Genomic DNA, 15,254 nt, shown 5'->3' with positions numbered 1-15,254 from the left:
AGAGAAATCTATGTCAAATTTTCAAGAAAAATTGCAAAAAGGCATGTTTGAAGGTCCAATCATGCCAATAATTATAAAAATAGGGATTCCCATTCTCATTGGTCACTTATTAAATTATGCTTACTTAATCATAAATACCTATTTTATTTCATTGATCAATCCTACTTCTTCAGCCCCGTTGGCGGGAACCGGTCTTTTATTTCCATTATTTTTTGTCTTTGAAGCTATCGCCTCAGGTTTAGCCGTTGGACTCAGTACCACAACGGGGCGATTGATCGGCGAAAAAAGATTTAATCATTATCAAAATCTAGGTGTTACAGGTGTCGTCATAGCTTTACTGCTAACCGTGCCATTTATGATTATGTGTTATGCTTTTGGCCCACAAATTATTAATTTATTATCAGGTGATAAATTAAGCCTAGAAGCAACAGTCTATAGTCTACAGTTTTTATATTCATTAGCCCCAGGTTTACTGTTCATAATATTATTACAGGTTTATGGCGGTATTCTTATTGGCGAAAGCCTGACATATGTTACTGCAATATCATTTATGATTATGGTAACGCTCAATATCGTACTTGATCCGATATTGATATTTGTACTCGATATGGGGGTGGCTGGTGCAGGTTTAGCCACAACAATATCGTTATTTATGGCTTTTATCTATTTAATCCGCTTTATACACAAGGGAAAATCAAGAATTCCGTTAACATTTAACTTTGCTCACTTTAACGGAAAAATTGCCAGAGAAATCATACGGATTGGATTGCCTCAGTTTTTAATGACAGCCTCAACTTATATCATTATCGTTGCATATAACAAAATGATCACCAATACCTTTGATGAAAATGCAATGAATGCATGGACATTGGTTGGGAGAATTGATCAGATTTTAGTTATTCCGATGATTGCTATTGCTGGTGCAATGACGGTCTTTATTTCGCAAAATTATGGACGTAATCAACTTGATCGGATTAAAGAAGCTTTTAATCTAGGCTTAAGGGCAATAATGATACTATGTAGCATCATTGCAGCACTTTATGTATTACTTTCTCCTTGGTTATTTTCAATATTTACTTCAATACCAGAAGTGATTGATCTTGCCACAAAACAAGTGCTAATCGTATCATTTACATTTTGCTTTATGGCAATATCATGGATAATCGCATCATTCTTTCAAGCGACAGGAAAACCCCTACCTGCGGTAATTATCCTTTATATTAGAATGATCATTATTTTTTCTATAGGACTATATTTAGTCTATGCTCAAAAAATGGGAATGAATGGCATTTTTATCTCTATGGCAATCGGAAACCTATTTTCATGTTTATTGTCATTTTTGTGGGTGAAGAAAAGTCTGAAATCATTAAAATTCAAATCAATTTTGGAATAAGTTATTCTCGTCTATTGCTACGCTATTATCACAAACAATATTAAGCAAATAAGCTAAGTACAAAAGTTAATCAAGGAGAAGAAAGATATATTGTAAAAAATAATTGGGTAGATATTGAATATCATTATATTATTGGAAGAAAAGAATAGGGAAAAATTAATATCTATGAAGCACATCCCCGAATTAAAGTCGAAATTCAATCTATCCAATAAGATTATAAATGGATGACAATATGAAACTATTAAAGATTTTAATAATACTATTGCTATTAATTAAAGGTTTTACCCAAATTCTTATTTGTAAAGATGATCCTACTGTCTTTTTGGCGCTAAAATTGAATCCTCTTTCTGAAAATTATAATTATATTAATTATTTAAGTCACAATAGTTATTATGTTTTGTTTTCTGATGAAAATGAAATGATAGGACAAAATATCATTGATATGATTTATAAGATTCCTTTAATTCTTTATATTTCAGTTTTGCTTATATTATTTTTTTTAAAACATAAAAATACAAAAGAGAAAACCCTATAAAGCAATTTTTGCCACCTATTACTTTCTTGATATTTTTTTGCTTTTTATAAAGAGGTTAATGAACCACAATTATTAAGTAATGAAATAGAGAAACATTTACTAGAAAGAGGATTAGATAATTATGATATAACAGCTATCGTAACTTATAAAAAAGACATTAAAGAAATTTATTCTGATGATGATTTTAAGTTTAAACTGGATGCTTATTATTATTTATACCATTTCAAAAATAATCACTGAGTATTTGATAAAGCGGAAAAATGAGTTATAAATAGTCTTAACAGGTTGATTTAATAGTAAAAGGAAACAATTTTAAAATGAGAATATTATTACTGATTCTATTGTCTTTGGCTAATATAGCATGTAGTCAAAAAATAGAAAATCAATCAGCAGTGACTCAAACAATCCCACATTTTGATGCTACGGTTTATCAACTTATTGACCTTTTTAATAAAAAGAATTTTAAAGAAATTAACCAATATATTAATAAAGATATAGGTCTTTTCATTGTATATAATGGAAGTACCAGCCCAACAATGAGAAGAATTGAACAATTTAAATCGAATAATAAAATAATTGAAAATACAATACCGTCTTGGGTAGACGATGAATTGCTAGGGTTTTCAATATCTGGCAATCCTAAAATACAATATGAACAATATCCTACATTTGATCCATGTAGTGAAAAAGTCACTAAACTAGGTCTGTATGCCAATTCAAAAGAAAAAAATATTGAGGCTTTAAAAATAGCGCTTGGTTATTATCATTGGGAACTAAAACACTATCAATTTGAAAAAAACCCTGTTTGGGAGGAATATCAATCCATTGCCGATAAAATAGCCCCTAAAACAGTTAAAGTTGTCTATATAGAAAACTTTCCAGGTATAATACCGAATCATGAAAAAAATATTTTTATATTTTATCTAACCCAATTAGATAATAAATGGTATTTATCCATTCTAGATTTTTATACTATGGATTGCAGTGCATAAAATGCGTGGTAATAAAAAATATATCGGCAAAAATTAGACTAAATTCCTATAATACCAAAGATGGAGATGATGAAAATGAAAATAAACCGCACTACCATAAAAATTAAAAACTATTTGATTAGTTTATTTTTAGCAATTTTTTTACCATTCAGTTGTAATGCCTACGAAAATCAATATATAGATACAAAATTCGTCTATGAAGCACAATATGATCGAAATAATGATTATTTTAAATCAAAAGAGTTAGACATGCTTTTTAATCTTAATAATGAAGACTACTACCTACCAGATACTTTTGGTCTTGATGCAGAGTTTTATTATGTTCGACCGATATGTATTAAAGGTAATCTTAAAGATAATTATATTCTTTTATATGATAAAAATGACATTTTAAGAGATGTGCTCCTCGTTGCTAATAAATATGTATATTCTATTGATGTTCGATTAGAAAATAATAAAAATGGAATTTGTTTGGGGACATTTGATAAAGAAAATGATTTTTTTGAGATTGAAAAAATTTATGAAGTCACTAAGGAAATAAAATTAAAACCTTTATCAATTGAAACCAAAATATTGGACTGTCCTATACCTGCTGATTACAATACTGAGGATATTGTAGGAATGGAAGATTACTTCAAATATGGCGTATTACGCAATAGAAAATAATAGTTTTAAAAAAGAATTAGTTTTAAATAGTTTTATAGAAAATCAACATAAAAATCCTGAATAATGATATACCAATTTATTGCGACTAAATGATATATAATTATTCAGGATTTTTTTACTATGGATTGCCGTGCATAATATGCGTGATAATAAAAAAATATTCTGGCAAAAATTGTTAATATTCATAGTAAGTTATCAATTAAAGATCCACCTAAAATAAAGAAGAAATAAATTCACTATTATCTGAAATCAGGTATATACTCTCCATAAATTCTGAAAACCGCACTCATATACTGCACCCGTTATTTTATACGGGCGTTAAGTATGGAGGGAAACATTGTAAAAAATAAACAAGGAATATTGGCAATGAGATTGATAATAGTATGTTTCACCATCCTATTTATGATAGGTTGTAAGCAAATGGCGAATAGCCAACCGATTAATAAAAATAAAAAAGACGATCTTATTACCCAAATTATGCAAGCTCCACTTGCCAGCCCGCCAATTGGTGATAAACATGTTTTATATCCTTTTGCCACACATTGGCAAGATGCAGAAACAGAAAATGAACGTTCTGGGAGTGAAAAAGCTTTTGATGAATTGGCCAGAAATTTATATAAGCAGTCCCAATCAGAACAATCCTATAAGATTACTTTAACCCAAGAAAATTTAAAGCAGATTGTTCAGGATTCCTATGATATCCCATTTAATATCAACGATATTTTAAACCAGAAGATTACAGTTCATGTGGAAAAAATAGCCGGCTTTCCTCAGTTTGATCTGTTTCTACTCACCACTGAGAACCTTGAGTTAGAATGCAACCATTGCGAGTATGGAAGACACCTTATTTTTCAATCCATTATCTCTATCAGCTCTGATCAAATTGTGGATAGATTAGTAGCCACTTACGAATATGGAAATGATCTGGGTAGAAGCTATCGATTTTTCTATTATGATAATGGGAAAATAATTATTAGGGATCTTGGTAGTGATGAGACAGACAGTGATGCTTATGAAAAAAGAACATACCAACTGACACCCCAAGGCAAATTCATCCGCTATTATGATACTAATGGTTCTTTTCAAAATACAGATCTTAATGATACAGAGGAAGGTTTAGTTCAAAACCATACTCGCGAGGGGCTATGGATAGAGATAACAGTCAGTAAATATGCGCCTCTAGGTATCGGTTATATTTATCTCGAATCGGAATACAAAAATGGCCTGCCTGTTGGTATTTGGAAATGTCATCAATTAGAACAACAATATAATGAACTGAATGAACCTATCTTATCCACCCGCAAAAAAGGCAAACTTTTGTACACAGAAACCTATAAAGACGGTGAGCTTGTCGAACGTAAATTTATAAAACCATAGTTAATGGTGAAATAATTACAAAATTTTGCAGAAATAGAAAAATTTATGAAGTCACAAAGGAAATAAAGAGAAAAAACGTAAGGCTATTTTATTTTTATCCTGTTTATTAAGGATTAAAAATATGATTTGTAATCAGCAAACTTTATGGATAATAAAATCATTGAAGTTTATAAAAGAGATTAAAAATGAAGAAATTTATCTTTCCTTGCTGTTTTCTAACCTGATTGTTATTGGTTATTTAAGCGGCAGTATAAAAAAATTTTTCTAGAACATACTTTGCCTTTTACGTTGTAGTTTCCTTACTACCTATAGTAAGAGAGAGAACTACAACTTCAACAAAAGAAACCAGAACAGCTAGAAAAGCTGGAAAGGCTGAAAAGAATACTGATTTTTTCAAAAAGATCAGGAAAACCAGTTTATCCTACTAATAAAGGAGAAGAATGAAAAATAAACTAGAGCAAATCAAATTATTTTTTAAAGATAATTTAATTATAAAAAACGATAACAATGAATTAAGAGATAGTTTAAATATTGAAGATGCAGAAATACTATTTAATATCGGTTTACCAAACTCTACAGAATTAGACTTTAAATTTACAAAAGAAATTAACTATCTAAATAATAAAGAATTGATTTTAGATGATAGTGAAAGCAGAAAGATAATATATAGTATTACAACTAAGCAAGTTTATTTATTTTTTCCTTCAAATAAGAAAAAAACAATATTAAATGTAGGATTATTTCAGTTTCTATTCTCTATTTATTATTATGAATTTTTTTTAAATAATTGGAAAAATGATAAAGAAAATAGATCACATTATTTTAATGATTTTGAACAAAAAATGAATAAATTAAATAATAATTATCAAAGTTTAGATTATTATTGGGAAGCGATTATAGAAGAGTTATCACCTATTTAACAAGGAATTCGATAAGTTTATTATTTCTACAAATAGAACTGATTATTTAAAGAGGCCTTTTTATAAATGGATTTATAGGAAGGTCTATATTTGGTACTTATGGGGGAGCTAATGCTATTACCTGTCAGATACCAAGGGTTTTGATGCCGAACAGGTTGCCAAAGCTTCAAGCCCAAAGTTTTTTGTTGCTGAAGCTACTGCTTATCATGCAGCTCTCGAAAGAGATCCTCAAAGTATCGCTTTACTTTTTATTTGAAAAAAATGAGCATTTTTGCTAACCCTCATTTGAACCCGAAAAAATATTAAATTGATAGATGTATAAGGATGAGCGGTATACTAAAAAAATATAAAATATTGATTTATAATCAAATAGAGACGTATAGATATGAGATGAAGTGAAAAGTTGGCTCCTCCAACTGGACTTGAACCAGTGACATACGGATTAACAGTCCGCCGTTCTACCGACTGAACTATGGAGGAACACTCTACGGTCAGAATATTAACGATCTATAATGATTATGTCAATCGTTAAAACACGAAATAAAACTAACTGCTCAGTGAGTAAACAAATAATACATCGCCTATGCTAAAATAAAGGGCTACGGTAAGAATAGCTAGAGTATGATTTATGAAAAAAAATATTTGTGTATTTTGTGGTGCCAGTGAAGGCAATCGATTGGAATATCGAACAGCTGCCGAGCAACTCGGTAAAATTATAGCAAAACAAAATCGGCGATTAATTTATGGCGGAGGTAATAAAGGGCTGATGGGAATGATTGCGAATGCTGTTTTAGCTCATGGCGGTGAAGTCATCGGCATCATCCCTGAACGTTTAGTTAAAGCCGAAACTGCTCACCATGGCATTACCCGATTAGAGGTGGTCGCCAATATGCATCAACGTAAAGCAAGGCTTGCAGAACTGGCTGACGGTTTTATCGCTATGCCAGGCGGTACCGGCACATTAGAAGAGATTTTTGAGGTTTGGACTGGTATGCAAATTGGTTATCATGAAAAACCGGTGGCATTATTTGATATTGCAAACTTTTGGCAATCTATGTTGAGTTTTTTAAAGCATGCTGTGCAAGAAGGGTTTATTCGGGAAAATTTTTATAACACATTAATTGTTAGTGATAACGCCGAATTTGTGCTGAAACAAATGGACGATTTCGTTCCGAAAGATTTACAACGCTGGGTAAAGAAATAAGTGAATATAAGAAAAACGCCATCATTAGATGGCGTTTTAATCTATGCTTATTAAGCTGTCGTCGCTACAGCTTCTTTTTCTGGCGCTTTAATAGCTGCATAAGCAAGCCCTGCAATAACCGATCCAACAACAATGGATAACAGATAACCACCCACAGGTTTAACGACACCTGGAATTGCTAGAACAAATAATCCACCGTGTGGCGTCATTAATGTTGAACCAAATGCTAATGCCATACCACCAGTGATTGCGCCACCTAGAATACAACATGGAATAACACGTAACGGATCACGCGCAGCGAAAGGAATTGCCCCTTCAGAGATAAAGCAAAAGCCCAAAACTAACGAAACCTTACCGCTTTCTTGCTCTGCTTTAGCAAATTTTTTACGGGCGATTAGCGTAGCTAATCCCATCGCTAATGGAGGTACCATTCCACCCGCCATAACTGCAGCCATAGGTGCATAAACTTGGGAGGAAATCATACCCATACCAAATGCATAAGCAACTTTATTAATTGGTCCCCCCATATCAGTACACATCATACCACCTAGTAATGCACCTAAAATAACTGCATTAGCACCATTCATTGTGCTTAACCATACAGTAATAACTTTCATTAACCATGCGATTGGTGTACCAACGACAAATTGCATGACAATCCCTGTCGCTAATGTTGCCAATAGTGGCACAATTAGAATCGGTTTTAAGGCTTCCACACTTTTTGGTAATGGTAAATATCTAGTGACCGCTAATGCGACATAACCCGCAAAATAGCCAATAATAATACCACCTAAAAATCCAGCTCCAGTTGAAACAGCAAGTAAACCACCAACAAGACCAGGCGTAAGCCCTGGTCTATCCGCAATTGAATAAGCAATATAACCAGCCAGTAATGGAACCATTAATGAGAATGCTAAATCACCAATTTGTTTTAAATGAGGTTCACCAACTAGCTCTTTTACAAGAGTTTGTTTAACAACTTCTACACCATTTTCCATAACAGTTACTGTTTTTAATACTTCTTGGAATTGACCAAAAGCAAAGGAAAGTGCGATGATCAATCCACCGGCAACCACCATTGGTAACATATAAGAAACACCAGTTAGAAGATGTTTATAAAAACTTTTCTTCTCATTGCTTGATTTAGCCGATGCTGAAGTTGATGAAGGTTGATAAACCGTTGCCTCTTCGAATGCTTTATCAAACTCTTGCGCAGTCTTTTTGAGCGCTGGGCCAGTTTTTGTTCGATACAATTTTTTACCCGCAAATTTACTTAAATCTACATCGATATCGCAAGCAGCAATCACAATATCTGCTGAGGCGACTTCTTCTGGCGTGAGTTCGTTACCAACTCCGACTGATCCACGCGTTTCAACTTTACACCACCAACCACGTTTTTTGGCTTCTTCTTCAATCGCTTCGGCAGCCATAAAAGTATGTGCCACTCCAGTTGGACACGCTGTTACTGCAACAATACGTTTTACAGCCGTATTAGTGGTAGGAGCTGAAACACGTTGAGCTGATTGTTCAAAAACAACCGCTTTACTTTGTGCTTCTGTTAGAATTTGTTTTGGGTTGGCGAATAACGCATTAATATCTTCTACCACATAAACTTTTTTACCGATAACGGATTTATCACTAATTTCACCAGTCCCGATAGCAATAATCGCATCAGCAGAATCTGAATTATCGGTTACGTTAAAATTCAACGAATTGGCAGCCAATGCGAGTTCCGCTCTGGCTAAACGTCCATTTACAGGACCTGTATTATTACCTTCAACAATATAAATATTCATGCTAACTCCTAACCAGCATTTATTTCAATTTTGCCTAGCATATCAGTTACAGCTTGGCGATCCGAAATCCCCACACCCGCTTGTCCAACAGACAAAGCAGCAACACTTGATGCAAATACCAGGGTATCTTTAATCGATTGATTTGTTATTAATCCATACATGATTCCAGCAACCATTGAGTCACCAGCACCGACCGTACTCACTACTTGACATTTTGGTGGTTTAGCCAACCATGCTTCATGTTGAGTCACCCACAAAGCGCCTTTACTTCCTAGTGAAATCACAACATTTTCAACGCCACCTTTTACTAATTCCATCGCCGCTGTTTTAATTTCATCTAATGTCGTTAATTTACGTCCGACCCACATTTCAAGCTCTTTATCATTTGGTTTGATTAACCATGGCTTAGCTTTCAATCCAGCGACTAACGCATCTCGGCTACTGTCAAACACCACTTTTGGGCAGATCTGTTTAACTCGCTCCATCCATTGTGTAAATTTATCAAGTGATACGCCGGCAGGTAAACTGCCACTTATCGCGACCATATCGATATCTTTTAACCATTCAAGAGAACTTGTCACAAAACGTTGCCAATCATGCTCAGTAATTGTAAAACCTGAAAAGTTTAGATCCGTCACTTCGCTATTTTCTTCAGTCAATTTGACATTAATACGTGTACGACCTTCTACAGTTTGGAATTTGTCGACTACATTTAATGAATTAAATAATAGATTAAAACCATCTCGGTTTTCTTGACCTAAAAAACCACCAACAGTTAATTTTATATCTAGATCAGACAATACTTTAGCAACATTAATCCCTTTGCCTGCGGCAAGTAAAGCATTCGTTTGAACTAAATTTACATCACCCAACTCGACTTTTGGACAAAATCCTAATAAATCATAAGCAGGATTTAAGGTGATTGTTGCAACACGATAATTCATTATTCTGTTCCCTCACCAAGTCCGCTTTCAATTGCTTTACCGATAGCATCAAGTGCTTGCTCAGCATCATCACCGACCGCAGTAAATTGCAAACGGCTGCCTTTTTTGGCTCCAAGTGCAACGATTTTCATTAAGCTGGTAGCACTTACTGGCTCCCCTTTTCCATCAAGATTCGCAACAGTTACTTTGCTATTAAACTCTTTAACCAATTTAACTAATACTGAAGATGGACGAGTATGTAAACCATTTTCGTTAGGCACGATAAATTCACGAGTTAAAGCTTGGCTTGAATCCGATGCTAATAGCGCTGCTGAGTTAGCTTGTTCAGTTTGAGAATTATCGATAGTTGAAGGCAAGTCATCTGTCATCAGTAAATTGATTAATTTATCCGCGCTTGCCGATAACATTAAATCTAACTTTTCATAAAATGCTAAACGTGCAATACGATCAATAACCTCAGACATTGAATTATCAACAACCGACATCGTGATAAGTAATTTTACCGGTTTATTATCTTCATTTACGTTGCTTATTGTACGACTAATCACAATCGCATTTTTTAGATTGCCTTCTTTGCTATCGTTCAACCAAACCCCACTACCTAGATAAGTTGGTTTATTATCCAGCACATGAGTGATAAAAGCCGTATTTACAGCATTTTGTTGTTTTAAGCGTGATGCATTTAACGCTTGTAAAGTGGCTAAACTATCAGCATTGATATCCAATAAAAGTGATGATTCATTCATTGAAAATTGGCTGTCTTCTTGTTCTGTTTTTCCGGTTAAAATAGCAAGTGCTTCATCTGCTGTTTTAATATTTTTGATTCGTTCCTCAACACCGTCAGCACCTAAAACATGCGTCAATTGACGAAGTAACTCTAAATGCTCGTCAGAACTAGCGGCGATACCAATAGCGACATAAGCTTTTTCACCATCATCACCCCATTCAACACCTTCAGGAAAACAAAAAACTTGAACACCCGTCTTTTTAACTAAATGACGAGTGGTGGTAGTGCCATGTGGAATAGCAAGGCCAATACCCAGATAAGTGGCAGCTTGCGCTTCACGTTCAAGCATTCCATTTACATATCCTTCTTCGACAAAACCGGCACTAGTTAATGCTGCCGCTACTTTTTTTATCGCTTCTGTTTTATTAGTAGCGTGTTCATTTAAATGTATATCTTCTTTAACTAAATGAAACATAGAATAAATACCTCTGGGTTAAAAATATTGGGTCGACTAAAATGACTCATCTATAAATCCATTTAATGATTTTTATTGAATCGTTTCAGCAATAATGAATAAATTAAAATTATTTATCCAATAAATTATAACTATCAATAACAAATATGTGATCGAGATCTAATTTTTTGATCTTAATTTATTTATTATAAATGCAAAATAGATTTTAGACATTTTTTGTTATTTAGTTACATCATTTTGCTACCTTTAGTGTAAGGTATTTTTCATTAATTTCTAAGTCAAGTATTTCAGCCTTCATAAAACGTTAAACATGTCCAAGCAATAATATTATAGCGTTTTTAATAATACATCATGCAACAACCTAGCCAGTGACAAGCTTCCAAGTTTTTTTATTTTTCGTATTTACTCATACGTTGACGGCTCAAACTGCCACGGTAAATTAATTGTCTTGGGATCATAGTAGTACCTGATTGATAACTTTGCTGATTCAAACAATTTTGGAGTAATGTGATAGTCAACTCCACTATTTCTTTATGATCCTGAGAAAGTGAAATCACTTTACAGGGCAAAAAATCGAGTAATTCATTATCGCCAAACGTTGCAATAGTTAATGATTCAGGTAAATGACCAAATTTTCTTAATATGGCATCAATTGTACCTTGAAGAAGTGAAAATGAAGTTGCAAAAATACCATTTGGTAATTCATGATTGCTTAACCAATGACTAAAAGCCGTATCAGCATCTTGTCGGCTATAATTATTAGCATATAAAAAATCAACACCGTTACAATTTTTTAATGTTACTGCGTTGAACCCTTCAAGACGATGCTGACTTACCGATAAATTAGGTAGAGCACCAATATAAATGACTTTGCCTTGAACAAAATGATTAAATGTTTGGGCAAGTGCTTTCGCATCTTGTTTATCTGCACCAACAATATTTCTAAATTTTTTACTCGATAATGTTCTGTCTAATGCAAATAGAGGAATCTTAAAATTTTCCCAATCATCATAAAACGCATAGTCTGAATCCGTAACAAAAGACGATGACAGAATTAAAGCGTCCACCCTTCTTTGTTTTAAATGTGCAATGCATTCTTTTTCAATTTCTGGATTATCGTCAGAACAGGATAAAAGTAGTTGGTATCCTTCTTTTCTGACGAGTTGCTCTAAATAACTGGCAATGCGGGTATAACTACTGTTTTCTAAATCAGGGATAATAATACCAATAGTTCTTGTTTTACCTGCTCGAAGTCCTGCAGCAACAGCATTAGGCTGATATTTGTGCTTTATAACAATTGCCATCACTTTAGCAATAGTTTGATCACTTATTCGATATTTTTTCGCTTTTCCGTTTATTACGTAGCTTGCAGTCGTTCTTGACACACCAGCTAAAAGTGCAATTTCCTCTAACTTCATCACTGTTATCTCGGCAAATGGCGTGTCTTTTTTTTAGCATGGAAAGAAGGAATTAGCAAATATAAATTTGCTTTAACTTGTTTATTATTTGCAATATTTTACGCTTAAATAACATACGACAATCTACATTAATAATATACAGCGATATGTTGTCCTTGGATGGTTTCAATGCTAACCGGCGTATCAAAAATATCTTCTAAAATAGCTGAATTCATAATCTGTGTTGGAGTTCCTTGATAGACCAGTTCCCCATTTTTCATCGCTAAAATATAGTCTGAATAGACTGATGCAAAATTGATATCGTGAATAACAATAACAATGGTTTTACCAAGTTCATTCGCTGCACGTCGTAACTGTTTCATCATGGTCACAGCATGCTTCATATCCAAATTATTTAACGGTTCATCAAGTAACACATATTCAGTATTTTGACAAAGCACCATCGCGACATATGCTCGTTGTCGCTGTCCGCCAGATAACTCATCTAAAAAACGATCTTTAAACTCAGTTAAATTTAAAAAATCCAATGCTCGATGAATATGCTGATAATCATCAGGATTTAAACGCCCTTTTGTATGAGGATAACGCCCGAATCCGACCAGTTCAAATACGGTAAGCCTACTGGTAAAGCGATTTTCTTGTCTTAATACGGAAAGATGAGTAGCTAATTTATCACTCGGCGTTTCAAACACATCCATGTCTTGAATTTTAACGTTTCCTTCATCAGCGTTCAAAAGTCGACTTATAATCGAAAGTAAAGTTGATTTTCCAGCGCCATTAGGTCCAATGATTGCCGTTACTCCTCCTTGTGGAATAGTGGCGGTAACATTTTTTAAAACCGAAAGGGTTTGATATTTTTTATTAATATTATCAATTTGTATCACATCGGTACCTTTTTCAATAATAAGAAGATAAACAAACAACCACCAATAAACTCTATGACGACCGTAATGGCGCCAACCATATTCAAAACATGCTCTAAAAACATTTGACCACCCACCAGAAAAATCACGCCAAGTAAAAAGGCCGTGGGAAGTAAAAATCGATGTTGGCTTGAGCGACTTATGCTATAAGCTAAATTTGCTATCAGTAGACCAAAGAAGGTAAACGGCCCCACCAATGCGGTTGAAATTGCAACTAATATCGAGACTAAAAGTAAAATAATTGTCACGCTTTGATGATAATTAACGCCCAGATTAATAGCGTTATCACGTCCTAAAGCCAAAACATCAAATTGAAAACGCATTCTCCATAAAAATAGTCCGATACATATTGCAATAATGAATGAAAAAATAATTAAGATGGGATCAGCCCGAGTGAACGTAGCAAAAATTCGACTTTGCAGAACAGCAAATTCAGTTGGTGTCATTAACCGTTGTAATAAGTTTGCAAAACTGCGGAAAAGTGTGCCCAGAATAATCCCAATTAATAATACTAAATGAAGATTTTGCTTAAATTTTGTGAATAAACCTTTATATAACAATAGAGAAAATAAGATCAGTAAAAGCGATTCAACGATAAATTTGCCCATAATACCGATGTAAGGAATACCTTGCACATCGATAAAGAAAATGACAATTGTTTGAATTAAGACAAATAAAGATTCAAACCCCATTATCGACGGCGTTAATATGCGATTATGGGTCACCGTTTGAAAAAGGAGTGTGGATGTTGCAGCCGAAAAAGCAACTAATATCATCGTCAACACTATCCACATACGATGAGTCAAAATATACCTAATATTCCCTTTTAGATTAAAGGTCATAAAAAAGATGATACAAATAAGCGCTATACTCAATAATAGCCAAACTCTTTTTTGACTGGAAAGATAGTGTTTTGAACTAACTAGCATGTTTTTTTCGACTTAATAATATTAAAAAGATTACGGCACCGACAATACCAAGAATTACACTGACAGGGATTTCAAATGGATAGCGAATTAAACGTCCAATAATATCGCAAATTAATACCAATCCCCCACCAAATAAACAGACCCAAGGAATGGTTTTACGCACATTATCACCGAATAACAAGCTGACAATGTTGGGGACGATTAATCCTAAAAACGGTAATACACCAACCACCACAACAACAATACCGCCAATCAATGCTATGACAATTAGTCCAATTATCATGACTCGACGATAATTAAGTCCCACATTAACCGAAAAATCTCGACCTAACCCCACGACTGTAAACTGATCTGCACTCCAGCATGCTACCAATGTCAAACCACAAACTAGCCACAATAGTTCATAACGACCTTGTAAAATCCCAGAAAAATCACCTGATTGCCATCCATAAAGCGATTGCAATAGATCATAATACATGGCAAAAAATGTGGTTACAGCACTGATTATCGCGCCTAGCATAATCCCAATAAGTGGAACCATTAGTGCTGATTTGAGAACAATTTTATGGGATATTATCATAAAAAGAATCGTACCCATCATCGCAAATAAACTTGCAACCACCATTTTGATCATGACACTTTGTTCGGGCGCGAATACCATCATGATGAGTAAACCAAGACTGGCTGATTGGGTGGTGCCAACAAGGGTAGGCTCCACAAAGCGGTTTTGTGTTAATAACTGCATCACTAAGCCAGCGACACTCATTGCACTACCGGCTAACAATAACGCTAACGTTCTTGGCAAACGACTGACAAAAAAGATCTGCTGCATATTTGTATTGGTGAAAAGTTCATGTAAATTGACATGCCCTGCACCAATAAACAAACTTATTGCAGTCAAAATTAATAAAATAATGATGCCTGCAATAAAATATAACGACAACTTCATGTTTTT

General features: G+C 33.9%; 14 protein-coding genes and 1 tRNA gene. 7 read left to right on the top strand and 8 right to left on the bottom strand.

Annotation, left to right across the window (positions count from 1 at the left end; all coding sequences use genetic code 11):
- The first annotated feature begins 10 nt into the window (after positions 1 to 10).
- The 6 genes from ACGH47_RS08195 (at position 11) to ACGH47_RS08170 (ending at position 5,883) form a co-directional block, all read left to right on the top strand.
- Positions 11 to 1,393: an MATE family efflux transporter gene (locus ACGH47_RS08195; RefSeq protein ID WP_411623174.1), complete on the top strand. Its 1,383-nt coding sequence runs from the start codon at positions 11 to 13 to the stop codon at positions 1,391 to 1,393.
- A 232-nt stretch (positions 1,394 to 1,625) separates the two neighbouring features.
- Entirely contained in the window at positions 1,626 to 1,928 is a 303-nt protein-coding gene (locus ACGH47_RS08190) for a hypothetical protein (protein WP_220215760.1), read from the top strand.
- Positions 1,929 to 2,245: 317 nt separating this feature from the next.
- On the top strand, positions 2,246 to 2,920 hold the full coding sequence (locus tag ACGH47_RS08185; RefSeq protein ID WP_411597279.1) for a hypothetical protein: 675 nt from the start codon (positions 2,246 to 2,248) through the stop codon (positions 2,918 to 2,920).
- A gap of 75 nt (positions 2,921 to 2,995) precedes the next feature.
- Positions 2,996 to 3,586 (top strand): hypothetical protein, encoded by a 591-nt coding sequence (locus tag ACGH47_RS08180; protein WP_267360573.1) that lies wholly within the window; start codon positions 2,996 to 2,998, stop codon positions 3,584 to 3,586.
- Between the two features lie 324 nt (positions 3,587 to 3,910).
- Entirely contained in the window at positions 3,911 to 4,963 is a 1,053-nt protein-coding gene (locus ACGH47_RS08175) for a hypothetical protein (protein ID WP_411623173.1), read from the top strand.
- Positions 4,964 to 5,403: 440 nt separating this feature from the next.
- Positions 5,404 to 5,883, top strand: a complete 480-nt coding sequence (locus ACGH47_RS08170; RefSeq protein WP_220215764.1) for a hypothetical protein — start codon at positions 5,404 to 5,406, stop codon at positions 5,881 to 5,883.
- A 404-nt stretch (positions 5,884 to 6,287) separates the two neighbouring features.
- Here the strand turns inward: ACGH47_RS08170 and ACGH47_RS08165 are convergent.
- Positions 6,288 to 6,363: transfer RNA gene (locus ACGH47_RS08165), tRNA-Asn, on the bottom strand.
- 148 nt (positions 6,364 to 6,511) lie between these two features.
- Here ACGH47_RS08165 and ACGH47_RS08160 point away from each other — a divergent pair.
- The gene (locus ACGH47_RS08160) at positions 6,512 to 7,087 is read left to right on the top strand and encodes a TIGR00730 family Rossman fold protein (protein ID WP_411623172.1); all 576 of its coding nucleotides are present in this window, start codon (positions 6,512 to 6,514) and stop codon (positions 7,085 to 7,087) included.
- 50 nt (positions 7,088 to 7,137) lie between these two features.
- Here the strand turns inward: ACGH47_RS08160 and fruA are convergent, their stop codons facing one another.
- The 7 genes from fruA to ACGH47_RS08125 all read right to left on the bottom strand — a co-directional run bounded on the left by fruA (position 7,138) and on the right by ACGH47_RS08125 (position 15,248).
- On the bottom strand, positions 7,138 to 8,883 hold the full coding sequence (fruA, locus tag ACGH47_RS08155; RefSeq protein WP_411623171.1) for a PTS fructose transporter subunit IIBC: 1,746 nt from the start codon (positions 8,881 to 8,883) through the stop codon (positions 7,138 to 7,140).
- 8 nt (positions 8,884 to 8,891) lie between these two features.
- Complete coding sequence (gene fruK, locus ACGH47_RS08150; protein WP_267351979.1) at positions 8,892 to 9,827, bottom strand: 1-phosphofructokinase; 936 nt, start codon at positions 9,825 to 9,827, stop codon at positions 8,892 to 8,894.
- Positions 9,827 to 11,029 (bottom strand): fused PTS fructose transporter subunit IIA/HPr protein, encoded by a 1,203-nt coding sequence (gene fruB, locus ACGH47_RS08145; protein ID WP_267380124.1) that lies wholly within the window; start codon positions 11,027 to 11,029, stop codon positions 9,827 to 9,829. Before fruB ends, fruK begins: the two co-directional genes overlap by 1 nt.
- A gap of 389 nt (positions 11,030 to 11,418) precedes the next feature.
- Entirely contained in the window at positions 11,419 to 12,447 is a 1,029-nt protein-coding gene (gene cra, locus ACGH47_RS08140) for a catabolite repressor/activator (RefSeq protein ID WP_411623170.1), read from the bottom strand.
- Between the two features lie 128 nt (positions 12,448 to 12,575).
- The gene (locus tag ACGH47_RS08135; protein WP_411599607.1) at positions 12,576 to 13,331 is read right to left on the bottom strand and encodes an ABC transporter ATP-binding protein; all 756 of its coding nucleotides are present in this window, start codon (positions 13,329 to 13,331) and stop codon (positions 12,576 to 12,578) included.
- A complete protein-coding gene (locus ACGH47_RS08130) occupies positions 13,328 to 14,299 on the bottom strand; it encodes an iron chelate uptake ABC transporter family permease subunit (protein ID WP_411623169.1) in 972 nt (323 codons plus the stop codon). Before ACGH47_RS08130 ends, ACGH47_RS08135 begins: the two co-directional genes overlap by 4 nt.
- A complete protein-coding gene (locus ACGH47_RS08125) occupies positions 14,289 to 15,248 on the bottom strand; it encodes an ABC transporter permease (protein ID WP_220215855.1) in 960 nt (319 codons plus the stop codon). Before ACGH47_RS08125 ends, ACGH47_RS08130 begins: the two co-directional genes overlap by 11 nt.
- Positions 15,249 to 15,254 lie beyond the last annotated feature (6 nt).

The sequence above is a fragment of the Gilliamella sp. CG16 genome (genome assembly GCF_046635785.1).
Lineage (GTDB): Bacteria > Pseudomonadota > Gammaproteobacteria > Enterobacterales > Orbaceae > Gilliamella > Gilliamella apicola_I.
The sequence above is the reverse complement of the archived record's forward strand: the minus strand, read 5'-3'. Positions and strand labels throughout refer to the sequence as shown.